Origin of the sequence: Haloferax sp. DFSO60, assembly GCF_046557615.1 — an archaeon.
Lineage (GTDB): Archaea > Halobacteriota > Halobacteria > Halobacteriales > Haloferacaceae > Haloferax.
Map to the genome: position 1 here is coordinate 1072979 of NZ_JBKIII010000001.1, position 13763 is coordinate 1086741.

20 protein-coding genes and 1 tRNA gene are annotated in these 13763 nt (G+C 61.5%); 11 read left to right on the forward strand and 10 right to left on the reverse strand.

What is annotated here, in order from left to right; genetic code table 11:
• Positions 1-13 precede the first annotated feature (13 nt).
• Complete coding sequence (locus tag ACK509_RS05650) at positions 14-778, reverse strand: hypothetical protein (RefSeq protein ID WP_410765518.1); 765 nt, start codon at positions 776-778, stop codon at positions 14-16.
• 102 nt (positions 779-880) lie between these two features.
• Here ACK509_RS05650 and ACK509_RS05655 point away from each other — a divergent pair, with 102 nt between their 5' ends.
• On the forward strand, positions 881-1612 hold the full coding sequence (locus ACK509_RS05655) for a DUF2103 domain-containing protein (RefSeq protein ID WP_410765519.1): 732 nt from the start codon (positions 881-883) through the stop codon (positions 1610-1612).
• A gap of 4 nt (positions 1613-1616) precedes the next feature.
• Here the strand turns inward: ACK509_RS05655 and ACK509_RS05660 are convergent, their stop codons facing one another.
• Entirely contained in the window at positions 1617-2870 is a 1254-nt protein-coding gene (locus tag ACK509_RS05660; RefSeq protein WP_410765520.1) for a PQQ-binding-like beta-propeller repeat protein, read from the reverse strand.
• A gap of 95 nt (positions 2871-2965) precedes the next feature.
• A complete protein-coding gene (locus tag ACK509_RS05665) occupies positions 2966-3958 on the reverse strand; it encodes an NAD-dependent epimerase/dehydratase family protein (RefSeq protein ID WP_410765521.1) in 993 nt (330 codons plus the stop codon).
• Positions 3959-4060: 102 nt separating this feature from the next.
• Here ACK509_RS05665 and ACK509_RS05670 point away from each other — a divergent pair, with 102 nt between their 5' ends.
• From ACK509_RS05670 to ACK509_RS05695, 6 genes are all read left to right on the forward strand, one after another.
• Complete coding sequence (locus ACK509_RS05670; protein ID WP_410765522.1) at positions 4061-4330, forward strand: 50S ribosomal protein L37ae; 270 nt, start codon at positions 4061-4063, stop codon at positions 4328-4330.
• A gap of 29 nt (positions 4331-4359) precedes the next feature.
• The gene (locus ACK509_RS05675; protein ID WP_151110295.1) at positions 4360-4494 is read left to right on the forward strand and encodes a DNA-directed RNA polymerase subunit P; all 135 of its coding nucleotides are present in this window, start codon (positions 4360-4362) and stop codon (positions 4492-4494) included.
• Position 4495: 1 nt separating this feature from the next.
• Positions 4496-4765, forward strand: a complete 270-nt coding sequence (locus tag ACK509_RS05680; RefSeq protein WP_410765523.1) for a KEOPS complex subunit Pcc1 — start codon at positions 4496-4498, stop codon at positions 4763-4765.
• Between the two features lie 43 nt (positions 4766-4808).
• On the forward strand, positions 4809-5183 hold the full coding sequence (locus ACK509_RS05685; RefSeq protein ID WP_410765524.1) for a prefoldin subunit beta: 375 nt from the start codon (positions 4809-4811) through the stop codon (positions 5181-5183).
• On the forward strand, positions 5184-5438 hold the full coding sequence (locus tag ACK509_RS05690) for a DUF3194 domain-containing protein (RefSeq protein WP_410765525.1): 255 nt from the start codon (positions 5184-5186) through the stop codon (positions 5436-5438).
• A gap of 79 nt (positions 5439-5517) precedes the next feature.
• Entirely contained in the window at positions 5518-5724 is a 207-nt protein-coding gene (locus tag ACK509_RS05695; protein WP_410765526.1) for an HVO_0649 family zinc finger protein, read from the forward strand.
• A gap of 79 nt (positions 5725-5803) precedes the next feature.
• Here ACK509_RS05695 and ACK509_RS05700 read toward each other — a convergent pair whose 3' ends face one another.
• The 3 genes from ACK509_RS05700 to ACK509_RS05710 all read right to left on the reverse strand — a co-directional run bounded on the left by ACK509_RS05700 (position 5804) and on the right by ACK509_RS05710 (position 9017).
• Entirely contained in the window at positions 5804-7717 is a 1914-nt protein-coding gene (locus tag ACK509_RS05700; RefSeq protein ID WP_410765527.1) for a DUF2070 family protein, read from the reverse strand.
• 136 nt (positions 7718-7853) lie between these two features.
• A complete protein-coding gene (locus tag ACK509_RS05705) occupies positions 7854-8405 on the reverse strand; it encodes a GMP synthase subunit A (protein ID WP_410765528.1) in 552 nt (183 codons plus the stop codon).
• Positions 8406-8495: 90 nt separating this feature from the next.
• Positions 8496-9017, reverse strand: coding sequence for a hypothetical protein (locus tag ACK509_RS05710; protein ID WP_410765529.1), 522 nt, complete (start codon positions 9015-9017; stop codon positions 8496-8498).
• Between the two features lie 172 nt (positions 9018-9189).
• Between ACK509_RS05710 and ACK509_RS05715 the strand changes: the two genes are divergently transcribed.
• Together ACK509_RS05715 and ACK509_RS05720 are read left to right on the forward strand one after the other, a co-directional pair.
• Positions 9190-9537 (forward strand): DUF192 domain-containing protein, encoded by a 348-nt coding sequence (locus tag ACK509_RS05715; protein WP_410765530.1) that lies wholly within the window; start codon positions 9190-9192, stop codon positions 9535-9537.
• Positions 9538-9803: 266 nt separating this feature from the next.
• Positions 9804-11345, forward strand: coding sequence for a (R)-citramalate synthase (locus ACK509_RS05720; RefSeq protein WP_410766256.1), 1542 nt, complete (start codon positions 9804-9806; stop codon positions 11343-11345).
• 21 nt (positions 11346-11366) lie between these two features.
• Here ACK509_RS05720 and ACK509_RS05725 read toward each other — a convergent pair whose 3' ends face one another.
• On the reverse strand, positions 11367-11543 hold the full coding sequence (locus ACK509_RS05725; protein ID WP_410765531.1) for a hypothetical protein: 177 nt from the start codon (positions 11541-11543) through the stop codon (positions 11367-11369).
• Between the two features lie 174 nt (positions 11544-11717).
• On the opposite strand from ACK509_RS05725, the gene ACK509_RS05730 reads away from it, so the two are divergent.
• Positions 11718-12047 (forward strand): hypothetical protein, encoded by a 330-nt coding sequence (locus tag ACK509_RS05730; RefSeq protein WP_410765532.1) that lies wholly within the window; start codon positions 11718-11720, stop codon positions 12045-12047.
• Here ACK509_RS05730 and ACK509_RS05735 read toward each other — a convergent pair.
• From ACK509_RS05735 to ACK509_RS05745, 3 genes are all read right to left on the reverse strand, one after another.
• The gene (locus tag ACK509_RS05735) at positions 12044-12223 is read right to left on the reverse strand and encodes a hypothetical protein (RefSeq protein ID WP_410765533.1); all 180 of its coding nucleotides are present in this window, start codon (positions 12221-12223) and stop codon (positions 12044-12046) included. The genes ACK509_RS05730 and ACK509_RS05735 overlap by 4 nt on opposite strands.
• 38 nt (positions 12224-12261) lie before the next feature.
• Positions 12262-12429, reverse strand: coding sequence for a hypothetical protein (locus ACK509_RS05740; protein WP_410765534.1), 168 nt, complete (start codon positions 12427-12429; stop codon positions 12262-12264).
• Positions 12430-12620: 191 nt separating this feature from the next.
• Positions 12621-12705: transfer RNA gene (locus ACK509_RS05745), tRNA-Ser, on the reverse strand.
• A gap of 105 nt (positions 12706-12810) precedes the next feature.
• On the opposite strand from ACK509_RS05745, the gene ACK509_RS05750 reads away from it, so the two are divergent.
• On the forward strand, positions 12811-13761 hold the full coding sequence (locus tag ACK509_RS05750; RefSeq protein WP_410765535.1) for an AAA family ATPase: 951 nt from the start codon (positions 12811-12813) through the stop codon (positions 13759-13761).
• The last annotated feature ends 2 nt before the right edge of the window (positions 13762-13763 follow it).

The window sequence follows — 13763 nt, forward strand, 5'->3', positions numbered from 1 at the left end:
ATCGGCGTTTCTCCTACGCGTCAGTCGCCGTTGCGATGTAGCCAATCGTCCCGAACGGGAGTGCAAACAGCGCCGCGACGACGGCGAACGTGATGGCGAACCCGACAGCACCGAGGTCGAATCCGGCGGCCTCTGCGGCAGGTGGGAAGTAGAGCCACGCAGGAATCGCAAAGCAGACCGCCGAGACGACCGCACCAGTTCGGAAGAGTCCGCGAGCGGCGGCAGTGCCGAGCGAATAGCCGACGACGGCGGGAAGCACGAGCGTCACCGCGTGGGAGGCGGTTGGGCCGACGAGTACAGACGCGATAGCCGCGCTCACGGCGACCGGACCGACAGTGTACGCCGCGCCCGCGACGACCGAGTTCGTCTGCGTTCGACCCGCGACGATTGCACCGAGAGAGGCGAGGAAGGCGACGACGACGCCCGCGACGACTGCCGGACGGTCACGGGCGAAGACGGCGACGAGTGGAAGCCCGGCAGAGAACACGAGCGCGAAGACGTATTCTGCCGTGGTACGCGTGTTCGAGACCGAATTTGGCGAGAGAAACAGTCGGAATCCGCTCGCCGAGAGCCACGCGAGACCGGCAAACAGAAGGGTCGAAACCGGGGCGGCCCGTCGAAGGAACGAGAGAATCGCTTCGCCGGTTTGGACCGCCGAATCGAAGAGTTGGAGAGCGAGGCGCACGGTCGTCTCGGGGTCGAGTGCGAGCGCGACGAGACCGATGAGACCGCTGAAGGCAACGGGGGAGAGGGATGCTAAGAGTGCCCGGCGACGCATATGGATTGACGTTTTCGACGGGTTACCAATAGTTTTCGCCACCGCAGTGTCACGATAGGCGAGATAAACGACCTTTTGTACGCACACATCCGACCACCGACTATGCACTGTGGGCGGTGTGGCACGACGTTAGAGAAACCCGGAGACTACTGTCTCACCTGTAACACCGCCAACTGCGACGCCGTCATCGCCGTCTTCGAAGCCTCTCGTGCGAACCTCACCTTCCTCGACGAAGCGGACGTGGTGGGAAAGACGACGGTGACGACGATACCCGAAGACGACGACGGCGAGACGAAAGTCATCCAAGTGCGGAATTTCGCCGGTCTCGTCGCCGACGAAATCCGACGCAAACGCCCCGAAACGGTCTACGCCGCGGGCGAGCGCGACCCCCTCCGCGAGACGCGTGCGCAACTCCACTACGAATTTTATCGCATCGCCGACACCGACGACCCGATTTCCACCGTTGTGAGCCAACGCGGCGAACGCGCGTTGGAAATCGTCGATATCCCACCTGCCGAGAAACTGGGTGGGTCGCACACAACGATTATCGGCGGGCGACAGGGCCGCCGCGCAATCGGTGTCGTCGCCGGTCACCCCCACGTGAAGAAAGTTATCCCCGGCCCAATCGATGCCGGTGGCAAAGGGTCGCAGAAAGGGTTGCGGGCGAAAGTCACCCGGGCCGACGACAACGGCAACGTTCGGCTTCTTCTTCGTGATGGCTCCAGTGTCCAAGAGAACCGGTTGGTGACGACGGCGATGAACCGCGAGACTGGCGAGCGCGTGCGCGACGACTTGAACGAGGCGCTTCGTGAGGATGGATTGCAGGACGAGTAAGCGCCTACGGCGCGGCAAACGACCAGAGCGTCGAGACCTGTCTGTTTCCAGTCCGTATTGTGACTCGGTCCGACCCGACGAGGGGAGCATTGACGACGCCTGAATCGAACGAGAATCTTCCGAGGCGGCATCCTCGTTCGATATCGAACGCCGTGAGATATGCATCGTCATCGCTGGTCACAGCGAGAAAGACACACTCGTCGCTGGCGATTGGGGTGCTGCTCCGCCCTCGCGTCCGTGCTTCCCAGTAGTAGGCACCCGATTTCGGGTCGAACGAGGTCAGTTGTCCGTCTCCTTCCGGAATCGTTCGGGAGGTTGCGTACCCCACGCCATCCGCGAGAGTAACTCGTCCCCGAAGTTCTTCGTCTTGCCATACTCGTGCCCCCGTCTTCGTATCGAATGCGACCAGTTTCTCCCCCATCGATGCGAGTACTCGCTCGTCCAAGACGGATGGTGCCGGATAGCCGCGAGTGGCGCGACCAGTTTGCCACCGAGTGCTTCCGTCGTCTGACAGTGCAATCAGTTGGCGGTCAACCGAACAGAAGACCCCATCTCTATTTCCATCGAGATATCGTGGAACCGGAAGCCGCGAATCGTCCGCAGTGAACCGTGTGAAGAGTTGGGCGGCACCAGTATCGATATCGAAACTGTATAGCCGACTGTATGGCTCGTCAGCCTCGAACGATGGCGTGTCGATGTTCACAACACCGACGTAGAGCGTCTTTCCGACGATTGTCGCCGCTTCCTGCATGATGGACGCCGTTTCTTCCGTTCCGGGGGCCTCGAAAACCCAATCACGTTTGCCGGTCGCTCTGTCGAGTGCGGCGATGTACCGTGTTCCGATACCGACCACCCACTGGTCAGTAGTCAGCAGACGAGAAGGTGTGAACCTCTCTGCGAGTGCGTCGTTCGACGTTCGCCAGCGTTGTTCGCCCGAGGCTGGGTCGAGCGAGAGGATTTCTCGCTCTGTCGCAACGTAGATGGTATTTGCATCAGTTGTAGCCGCGGCCAGTTCGCTCGTAGTATCGAACCGCCACACGTCGGCTTGTTCCCACTGAGTGTCGCACTGGATATCTTGAGGCGTCTCTTCCGGTGTAGGCGTGTTCGTCGTCGTCGGCGACTCAGATGGAAGAGAACGCGTGGTCGTCGGTCGCGCATCGGGTGTTTCGTGAGGGTCCGTCGGTTGATTGCTCCCACAACCTGCGAATGGGACGATGCTGGCAACGAGAGAAGAGAGAACGGCGCGTCGGGAGGGCATAGCAGATAGCTCAAAACAAAGAGCAATAAATCCCCAGTTGGCTGAAATATTAACTCAAACGGATGGGCCGAATCCTCACTCTCGGGTAGTGACATTCAGGCCGACTCGCCTTCTTCACCCGTCGGAATCTCGATTGGCTGTTCTCGCACCTCGTTGTCTCGGTACCACGCAACCGTCTCCTCGATTGCCTCTTCGAGCGGTGTCGCGGTCACCGCACCGCCAAAGGCCTCTCTGAACTTCGAGTCGTCCACGACGAACGGCGCTTCGAACTCGTATCTCAACTCTGCTATCTCACCGAGTTCGTCGCTGACGAGGCCACCGACACTAATCATCCACCCCGGTGCGGCGATGATTCGCGGGAAGTCGGGGGCGACGCCCGCGGCGTCGTAGACGAGGTAGACGAATCGACGGGTCGAAACCGTCTCCGGATTCGGGACGTGCCACGCCTCTCCGAGTGCCTCGTCGCGCTCGCCGAGCAAGACGAGCGCGCGGGCGAAGTCGGGGACGTAGGTGTAGGTGTGCGGGAGGCGCGGGTTGCCGAGGACGCGGGCGCGTTTGCCCTGGACGGTGGCCCCGAAGACCATCTCGCCGACCGCCGATTCACGGACACGAGGGCCGAAGAAGTCGCTGGCGCGACCAATGGTCGCTTCGATTCGCCCGGCTTCGTGGGCGTCCATGACGAGTTCAGCACACTCGGTGCGAGCTTTGCCTTTCGGGCCAGTGGCCGCGTACGGAAGGTTTTCGGTGATTCGAACATCGACTGGGCCGTACATGTAGAGGTTCTCGGCGACGACGAGTCGCGCATCGACGGCTTCGACACCGGCAATGACCCCCCGGGTCAGCGGTGGGAAGAGTTCGGGCCACTGGTCGTACGGCGGTTGTGCGCACTGATAAACCACGTCTGCACCGTCGAACGCGACTGCGGCGGCGTCGGGGTCCGAGACGTTGGCGCGGCGGTGTTCGACACCGTCAGGGAGAGACACGTCGTCGTGGCGTGTGACGACGATGGTGTCGTCACCCCGCGAATGGAGATGTTCGACCACTGCCTGTCCGACCGGTCCTGCGCCAACAACGAGGTGAGTTGTCATAGCACACACTACGTCGAGAAGGGAGAAAATCGTGCCGAGGGGCCGCACTCACGGGGACGACTCGTAGGGTTTATTCATGCCGAAGGGGTAGTTGCCGACACTATGGCCGAGAAAAAGGCACGATCTGTTGGCAGTGCCGGGCGCTTTGGTGCACGGTACGGCCGCGTCGCCCGCCGCCGCGTCAAGGAAATCGAAGCAGAGATGAAGAGCGCAAAGGTTGACGGCGAATCCGTCACCCGCGTTGGAACTGGAATCTGGAAGAACGAGGAGACCGGCGAGGTCTTCACTGGCGGTACCTACCGTCCCCAGACCCCCGCAGGCAAGCAGGTCCGACGTTCCATCCGCGCCGCACTCTCCGGCGAGGACGAGTAAACGCACACCGCTTCGATTCTTCACTTACTATGAGCTACAAGTGTTCCCGATGTAAGCGCGACGTCGAACTCGACGAGTTCGGTGGCGTTCGCTGTCCGTACTGTGGGCACCGCGTCCTGTTGAAGGAGCGGACCCCCAACGTGAAAGAAGTCAACGTCGAGTAACGTGCGCCCCGCGCACAGCGCTTCTCTCGAATTCGACTACCCCGACGAGCGGCGCGCACGTATCGTCGAACGGGCCGTCGCCGTCGAAGTCGGCGAAATCGACGATGCACGCTCGGGTGCGAGCGTGGAGAGAGATGGAACAACCGTCGTCATCACCGTCAAGGCGGGCGATTTAGTCGCTCTCCGCGCCGGAATGAACTCGTGGATTCGCCTCGCCGAAACGGCTGAATCGGTCTCACAGGCGGGCGACCGCCGTGCTCGTTCTGCGTAGGAGACCGCGGGTGTTTTAGGGCCAGGACCACCTGGGTTCGGGTATGCAGGGAAGTCTGCCCCCAGAAGCACAAGAGAAGCTCGAAGAGCTCCAGAATCTCCAAGAGACCGCTCAGAACGTCACTGAGCAGAAGCAGTCCTCGGAGAGCGCACTCGCGGACGCCCAGACGGCGCTCGAGACGCTCGAAGGTGTCGACGAAGACACGAACATGTACCGTGAAGTCGGCGAACTCCTCGTCGAGACGGACTACGAGACGGCCAAAGCGGACCTCGAAGAGAAGGTCGAGACGCTCGAAATCCGCGTCGAGCAGCTGACGAAGCAGGACGAGCGCGTCCAAGAGAAGTTCGAGAGCCTCCAGCAGGAACTGCAGGAGATGCTCCAAGGCGGCGCTGGCCCGATGGGCCCCGGCGGCGCATAAATGGCTGAACCGACGGACGAAGAAGTGGTCACGACCGCCGCAGAGGCGGCAGAAGGCCTCATCTTCGCCCGTTTCAAGCAATCGAACGTCAAAGACCTCGACGTCACCGTGACGTTCGAAGACGGCGTCCTCGACGTTGATGTCTACATCAACGCGCCGGACGACGCCGACGACGCCGACGCAGTCGCCGAAGAGGCGGCGCGGACGGCACAAGAAGCCGTGGACGAACTGTTCGCGGCCGCTGACGACGCGTAATTCGGGTCATCTTTTGACCCGTTTTCTTTTTTCGTGAGTCGCCGGAACAGCTATGATAAGTCGTGGAGTATGTTAACGCATGTCTATCCGACGTGCGCCGAGAGGGACGACTGCATTAGACCGACTCCGCGAACACTACACTGACGCCGAACGCGTCTGTCGCCAGTGTGGCTACGAAGACCTCGACGGCCAGTGGAGTGCGAGAACGACGGGTGACCGCGTCCTCTATCGACACATCTGCCCGAGTTGCGGTGCAATCGAAACGCGCACGCTCATGCTGAAATAACGAATGTAGCGGCCCACACGACAGTGCGGCAATCTCGCTCGTGCGCGCGTTTCTGAAGAATCACTCCGGTGAGTGCCGACTACGCCAAGAAGAACACGAGCAGACTCACGGCCATCGTCACGAGAATCGTCACCAACGCCAGTGCCCCGCCCATCGAGACGACGGCGTTCGCGTGACTAGCAAGCGTCTCGGTGCGGTCGTTACCGAAGATAGTGACTTCGGCGCGCTCGGTCGCCATCCCCGCCGTGACCGGTTCGCAGTCGGCTTTTGCATCCGCGACGAGCCGTGAGATGGTCGCACAGAGTTCGTCGTGGTCGATGGCCGCACCGACCTGATTGTCGGCTTCGACGGTGTTGACGATGTGCGTGTCCGTCGTCATCACCTCGGCGACGTCTGCGAGCGAATCCTCGCCGTGGACGAGTTCTTCGACGATTCGGTCACGGAGTCCCGGTTCCATGTTGTTGCCATCGACGAGGACGTACGCGGTGGTCTGGTCGTCGACGGTGGTCACGGCGACGCGGATTCCGAGTGGGCCGATACCCTCTCGTGGGGTCCAGCCGGTTTCGTCCCACGCCGTGCCGAGTTCAAACGGTCCGCGAGCGCCGTCGGAGAGTTTGTCACCGGCGATTCCGGCAGCCTCTATCATGTCGAACGAACGCTTGCTTCCCGGTGTGACGTGACCGAGGTCCGGGCCGTCCAGTCCGTTGTTACAGTTGTGTGCGTCCACGAGGAGGACGTTTCTGAGGCCAGTCGTTCGGGCTTCTGTCGCCGCCGACAGGCCGACTGCGTACTCCACGTCGTCGGCGAAGTGGGGCGCATACGTCGAGACGAGTACCGCGTCGTCGCCGAAGGCTTGGCCGAGCATCTTCGAGTCGCCGGATTCGACGCGGACACTCTTGCTCGCGACATCGGCGTACTCGATTTTGTCGAGCGCGCGGTCGGCCGCATCGAGGACGATATCGACCTCTCGCTCGGTGACGAGGTTGAAGTCGTGACCGGCAGTCGCGTGTGGCGGGAACGCCATGCCTTCTGCCCGGCGAGCGACTCGCTCGGGGAAGTTACCGCCGCCGATTTCGCCCATCGGACCGGGGTGAATCATCGGCAAGACGAATCGAGCCTTCTCGGTGCCGTCGTCGCGCTGGAACGAGAGTACGGTCACCGGGACGATAGCCTCCTGGCCGAGTTGCTCGAAGAAGTCCTCGAGTTCGCGGGTTCCTTCGGCGATATGACCGATGAACCCTCGAATGAAGTCGAGGACGGAGACGCCGAGACTGCGACGCCACGGTCGGTCCACGACGAAGAGGAATCCGTAGACTGAGAGGGCGTAGATGCCACACATGATGAGCAAGAACTGGAAGTGGCTCGGTGCAATCGCGGAGAGTTCTGGCGGGGCGCGGTCGGGGCGGGCAAGGTACGGAAGAAGGTACGCTTCGAGGATGGGCCCGCCCACGGAGACGAACCGGAGGGTGCCGCTGTAGATGAACAACAGCACGGCGGCCGTGACGGTCTGAATGCTCGCCGGAACCGCCGCGATGAGCATCGACGACCGGGAGACGGCCATGATGATGAGTAGACGGAAGGCGAACACCGACGCGAGCGCGACGACGAGGGCGTCGAAGATGAATCGCTGGCCGAGGCCCGTGAAGACCGAGATGATGGCCGCGAGAGTCAGGATGGCGATGATGAGGACTTCGCCTGCAAGCGCCAGAAGGGAAGAGCGGTTTCGTGTGAGTTTTCCGCCGACGAATCGGTCCACACCAGTCGTCCCGAACGCCGCGACGATGGTTGGAATGCCGATAAAGAAGATGCCTTCCCACGCGTCTCTGCCGATAAAGAAGATGCCTCGCCACGAGGGCGCGAGGTCGCCCGAGTCGAACGCCGCAATCCCGGCCATGGCGGCGACGAGCAGGGCGAACCCGAGACTCGTGTACCAGTTGGGCGCGCGGAAGATGAACCGCGAGAGCCCAGCGAGATCGCTCTGCGTAGAGGTCATTTGCCGAACAGACAAAACGAAAGGGGGTAAATCTCTCGGCTTATCGCCACAAAACGAGCATGAAGAATACCGATTCCACCCGACCGTCGTGAGTCGGTTGGGACCGTGAGTTTGCGCCCGTGTCGCCTGCGCGAAGTTACTGCTCGCAGAGCGTGATGAAGTTCTCGAAGACTTCCTCGCCCTCGTCGGTGTGGGCGACTTCCGGGTGCCACTGGACGCCGTAGAGGTCGCGGTCGGTGTTGCTGATGGCTTCGATGTTACACACGTCGCTCGTCGCGGTGTGAGTAAAGCCTTCAGGAACCTCTTTCACTTCGTCGGCGTGACTCGCCCAGACGCGAGTTTCGGGGGCGAGCGAGCCGAGAAGCGGGTCGTCTTCGTCGAGGATTTCCACGTCAACGTCGGCGTAGCCACCGTACTCGCCGCCGCCGACGCGACCGCCGAGTTCGGTTGCGAGAATCTGCATGCCGAGACAGATGCCGAGGACAGGCACGTCGAGGTCGAGGTAGTCGGCACAGCGGCCGATACGGTCCATGTCGGGGCCGCCCGAGAGGACGATACCGTCCGCGTCGATGTCTGCGGGGTCCGTGTCGTTCGAGATGAGTTCGGTGTCGACGCCGAGGTCACGGAGTGCGCGCCGTTCGAGGTGCGTAAACTGTCCGTGGTTGTCGATAACGACGATTCTGGTCATGGTCGGCGTTGGACCACCGTGCCTAAAAGTGAATCGAAGACTCGTCGATATGCGCGTATCTGTGCATTGAATTGGCACACATTCACGAAATTACTCGTCAGCGCGGTCACGCGCCGACCGAAACCCGAACTCGTCCATCTCTTTACTTCGACGTGCTTCACGTGCAGCGATGGCCTCCGGGTCGGGCGAGGCGTCGTCGTCGATGCGGGCAAAGGAGTTGTGGACTTTCGCGTGGCACCACCGACAGAGTGAGACGGTGATTTCGTGGGTCGGTTCGGGACCGTCGCGGCTGCCATACGACAGGTGGTGTTCTTCGAGCAAGGGACGAGCGGCTTCGTCGTGCGCGATGCGAATCTCTTCGAGGCCGCATCGACTGCACTCTCGGCCGTCGCTCGTAGAACTGTAGTGGGGACAATCGGTGAACTCACAGCCATCTGCCGCGGCGACGCAATCGTAGTTCTCGCGTGCGCGCTCGCGGGCAAACTGTGGGTCGCGGTCGGCGTACTCGCGGGCGAGTCGGCAGTGACCGTCGCTCGTGAGGTGGTCGCATCGCCCGGCGTAGTCGTAGGGGTCGTCCACGCCAACGGGAGTGCCGGTCGGCGTTTGCTCCATGGTCGCGCTGGGGTCGGCGCGGGCGTAAACGTTGCTCTCAACGACGAGACCAGAGTCGGAGCGCCGGGTGGAAATTTACGGCCCATCGGGTGGGAATCATCCTGTATCGAGTTGGTTAGCAAGCCGTACACTCAGCGGAGCATTGATGATAGATGGAGGGTAATTCGTGTATGTGAGACTCGTACACCGTCGAAACGGGGACCACACGACGCTCGCTAAAACCGTCGAGACGGCTGATTCGCTTATCTCGAAGGCTCGTGGCCTGATGTTCCGCCGCCGCGTGCCCGACGACTACGCGCTCGTCTTTCGGTTCAACGACGCTGACCGGCACAGCCTCCACATGCTGTTTGTCCCCTTCGACATCGACGCCCTCTGGCTCATCGGTGGAGAAGTCAAGAAGAAAAAACGACTCTCCGCATGGACGGGAATCGGCTTCGGAATGGCAGACACCATCATCGAACTCCCCGCAGGTGCCGCCGAGGATATCGAGCCCGGTGACCTCGTGGAACTCGACGAATAGCCCGTTCAAGAACCACCGAGCGTAGTTAGATTCCCCGATACCCCCTCGGCGGGTGTGAACGCGGTAGCCCTACACGGGAGTGTCACACGGTGCGTCTCCTACGAATAGACACTAAATTCTGTCTGAACCCACGCTTTTATACATTCTTCGACAGATGTGTTCAATTACTATGTCGGAACATACCACACCGACGGAGGATAGAGTAAGTCGCTGCGAGGCGGCTGGCTGTGAAATTCTACGCGAGTGACAACAAAGGCGATTTTCCTGTGAAAGAGACGTATTCGGGCGCTCCAGTTGGAACGCTCAGTGACGATGCCGTACAGTTCCTCGATACAACACTCCGCGATGGCGAGCAAGCACCGGGTGTCTCGCTCTCGCCCGACGAGAAGGCGAGCATCGCTCGCGCGCTCGACCGCGCACAGGTCGGGTACATCGAAGCAGGAAGTGCCTGTACCGGGCCGGGTGAACGCGAGACGATAAAGCGCGTCACCTCGCTCGGTCTCGATGCAACCATCACGAGCTTCGCTCGTGGCGTACAGGGCGATATCGACCTCGCACTCGACTGCGACGTAGATGGAGTTACACTCGTCGTCCCCGCCAGCGAGCGACACATCGAGTCGAAGGTCGGAACGACCCGCGACGGCGTACGCGAGACGACCGCAGACCTCGTCGCCTACGCGAAAGACCACGGGCTGTGGGTCGAAGTCATCGGCGAGGATGGGTCGCGCGCGTCGCCCGAATTCCTCGAATCACTCGCGCGCGTCAGCCACGACGCCGGAGCAGACCGGTTCTGCTTCGCCGACACGGTCGGCCACACGAGTCCAGAACACACCTACAACGTCGTCTCTCGACTCACCGAACTTGGACCGACCTCGACGCACACCCACGACGACCTCGGGCTTGCGATGGCCAACGTCCACGCCAGCCTCGCCGCGGGCGCTGACCTCGTACACACGACGGTCAATGGAATCGGCGAACGCGCCGGGAACGTCGCGCTCGAAGAGGTTGCAATCGCACTCCACCACTGCTACGACGTGGAGACGGTGAAATTGGACGAACTGTACAGTCTCGCCCAGACCGTTGCGTACGCGACGGGCATCGCCCTCCCGCCGAACAAGGCCGTCGTCGGCGAGAACGCCTTCACGCACGAGAGCGGCATCCACACCGACGGCACGCTGAAAGACGACGCGATGTACGAACCGTATTCGCCGGAGACGGTCGGCCGCGAGCGGCGTCTCGTCCTCGGCAAGCACGCCGGACGCGCCGGTGTCAAAGCCGCGCTCGACGAACACGGCGTCGATGCGACCGACGACGAAGTGACCGCTGTCGTCCAACGTGTGAAAGAACTCGGCGACCGAGGAAAACGCGTCACCGACGCCGACCTCCTCGCGTTCGCCGAAGACGTCCAGGGCCGCGAACACGACCGTCGCGTCGAACTCCTCGACCTCACTGCCGCGTCCGGTGGTGGCATCCCAACTGCAAGCGTCCGCCTCCGCGTCGAAGGCGAGGAACGTGTCGCCTCTGGGACGGGGTCGGGGCCAGTCGACGCCGCTGTGAAAGCCGTCAGAAAAGCACTCGGTCCGGACGCAGACGCTCAGTTGGACGACTACCACGTCGATGCGATTACGGGTGGGACGGACGCCGTCGTCACCGTCGAAGTGGCGATGTCGCGTGGTGACCGCCGCGTCTCTGTCGCGGCCTCCGACGCGGACATCACCCGCGCCAGCGTCGAAGCGATGGTCGATGCACTCGACCGTCTGCTCGCACCAAAACCTGCGGTTCCCAACGTCACCTCGTCGGACGACTAATCGACTGGTAAAATCCGTTTTTCAGCGCGTCTCTTTGGTGACGAGATACGTCCAGCCACCACGACGTTCGAATCCAATCGCATCCTCGCCGAGTTCGGTCTCGGCGTAGTCGGCGATGCGTCCAGTGCTGACGGTCGTCACGTCGATACGGCGAGTGTCTCGGTCCGAGGTTGGCTTCTCTGCTACGTTCGCGCTCATACTCGGTGAGACGGCGGGAGGGGATATGTATCGAATCCTAGGAGAGTGAAAGTGAAATCGAGAGACAGCACCGACTCGTGTTACAGCGTATCAATTCGAAGGCTGACGAGTGGATTTCGGTGTGATTGTCGCTAATTTCGGGCGGTACAAGTCGGTCGAACACCTATCTTCGGTGTGCCCACCGAGCGCTTCGTCGTCCTCGTCAAACCCTCTGCCCGCAGACGGAACGGTGCAGTCGGACGACTCGTCAATCAGCGTGGTGCGCGCCACGTCTTTTCGTCCCGCGACGACGCCGAGTTGTGGGCGCGCGGGCTATCCACCGACGGCGAGAGTCGCGTGTGGATTCGGCGCGCCGACCCGCGCGACGAGAGCGACGCAGACGCGTATCTGGTCGGACGACGGATGGCTGGACGGCAACTCGATGGCGCCTACGACAAACGTCGGCGACGCCTTCGCGGTGGGATGGAAGTCGCGGAGTTGGCGCTCGACGCGTTTTTAGATTAGGTGGAAGTCTCAGACGACGGCGACGAAAACAAGAGAAACACGTACGCGATAGCTCCTGCGACGACAAGTATCACGAAAGCGCCCACGTAGCCACCGAAGAGAAACCCCTGAAAGGCGAGCATGACAGCAACGACCAGCGCGAGTGCATCGACTCGCTGTTTGAGTGTGTAGGCCATGTGTCGGCGTCGTGACGGGTGTTTAACAACTATTTCGGTTAGTCCCGGGTTTCTAGCCCCGGCCCGAACGTGTAGACAATTCCGCCAGCAAGTACGAGGCCGAAGACTGCTCCGATGAAGCCGCCGAATTGGAAGCCTTCGAAGCCAAAGAGAACGATAAGGAGGAAGATGAGCGCATCGAGGCGAAGGCGGAGTTCGTCGTCCATGATGGTGAGTGCAGTTGGCCGATTAATGAATCCTCTGACAGGTTTGGAGGATTGAGTGCCGAGGGTGAGATTTGAACCCCACTCGCAACGCTTCGCGTTGCTCGCTGGTTCAAATTCACTGGTCGTCGCACACACAGACTCACGCTGGGCGAGAGACATAAACGTCTCTCGCCGGGTGATGTAGAGAGAAGCGCCGAGGGTGAGATTTGAACTCACGTGTCCGAATGGACAGTAGATTTCGAATCTACCGCCTTGGCCGGGCTAGGCTACCTCGGCTTCCACTTCTTTGTATCTCGCGCACCATTTAATCGGTTTCGATTTCGACAGGCGTAATCGGGGTGTGACCACAGGACTAAGTGGTATCCACGCGCCAGATTCGCCATGGAAATTCAACGCGCGAGCGAGACGTGCGCCGACGTACTCGACGCGGTTTCGACGGCGGTCATCGCCGACCGCTCCTTCCTCGAAACGGTCCTCATCGGCGTCCTCGCCCGCGGTCACGTCCTCCTCGAGGACGTTCCGGGGACTGGGAAGACGCTCACCGCCCGGAGCGTGGCGACTGCGCTTGGGCTCTCGTTCTCCAGAATCCAGTTCACCCCTGACCTGCTCCCAGCCGACGTGACGGGGACGAACATCTACGACGAACGCGAGCGCGACTTCGAATTCTCTCCCGGACCAATCTTCGCCAACGTCGTCCTCGCCGACGAAATCAACCGGGCACCCCCGAAGACGCAGGCCGCTCTCCTCGAAGCGATGGAAGAAGGCCAAGTCACGGTCGATGGCGAAACGCACGAACTCCCATCGCCGTTCTTCGTCATTGCGACACAAAATCCAGTCGAGCAGGAAGGGACGTTCACCCTCCCCGAAGCCCAAATCGACCGGTTCGTCGTCAAGTCCGCGATTGGCTATCCGAACCTCGATGGCGAAATCGAGTTGCTTCGACGCCGCGCCGGACGCACCGAACAGAGTCCACACGTCGAAACAGTTCTCGACCGAGATGCCGTCGTCGGACTCCGAAACGCACCCGAACAGGTCCGTGTCGATGACGACTTGCTTCGCTACATGGCCGAACTCACTCGCGCCACCAGAACAGACCGTCGCGTCCGTATCGGTGTCTCACCCCGCGGCACGCAACGACTGTTCGAAGCCGCGCGTGCGCATGCAGTCATCGAAGGCCGAGCATTCGTCACTCCAGACGACATCAAGCGCGTCGCCCAACCCGTCCTCGCTCACCGCCTCGTCTTGACGCCCGACGCCCGCGTCGAAGACGTGGACAAGTCGGCCGTTATCGACGACGTGTTGGGGAGTGTGTCGGTACCGACGCTGGAATAATC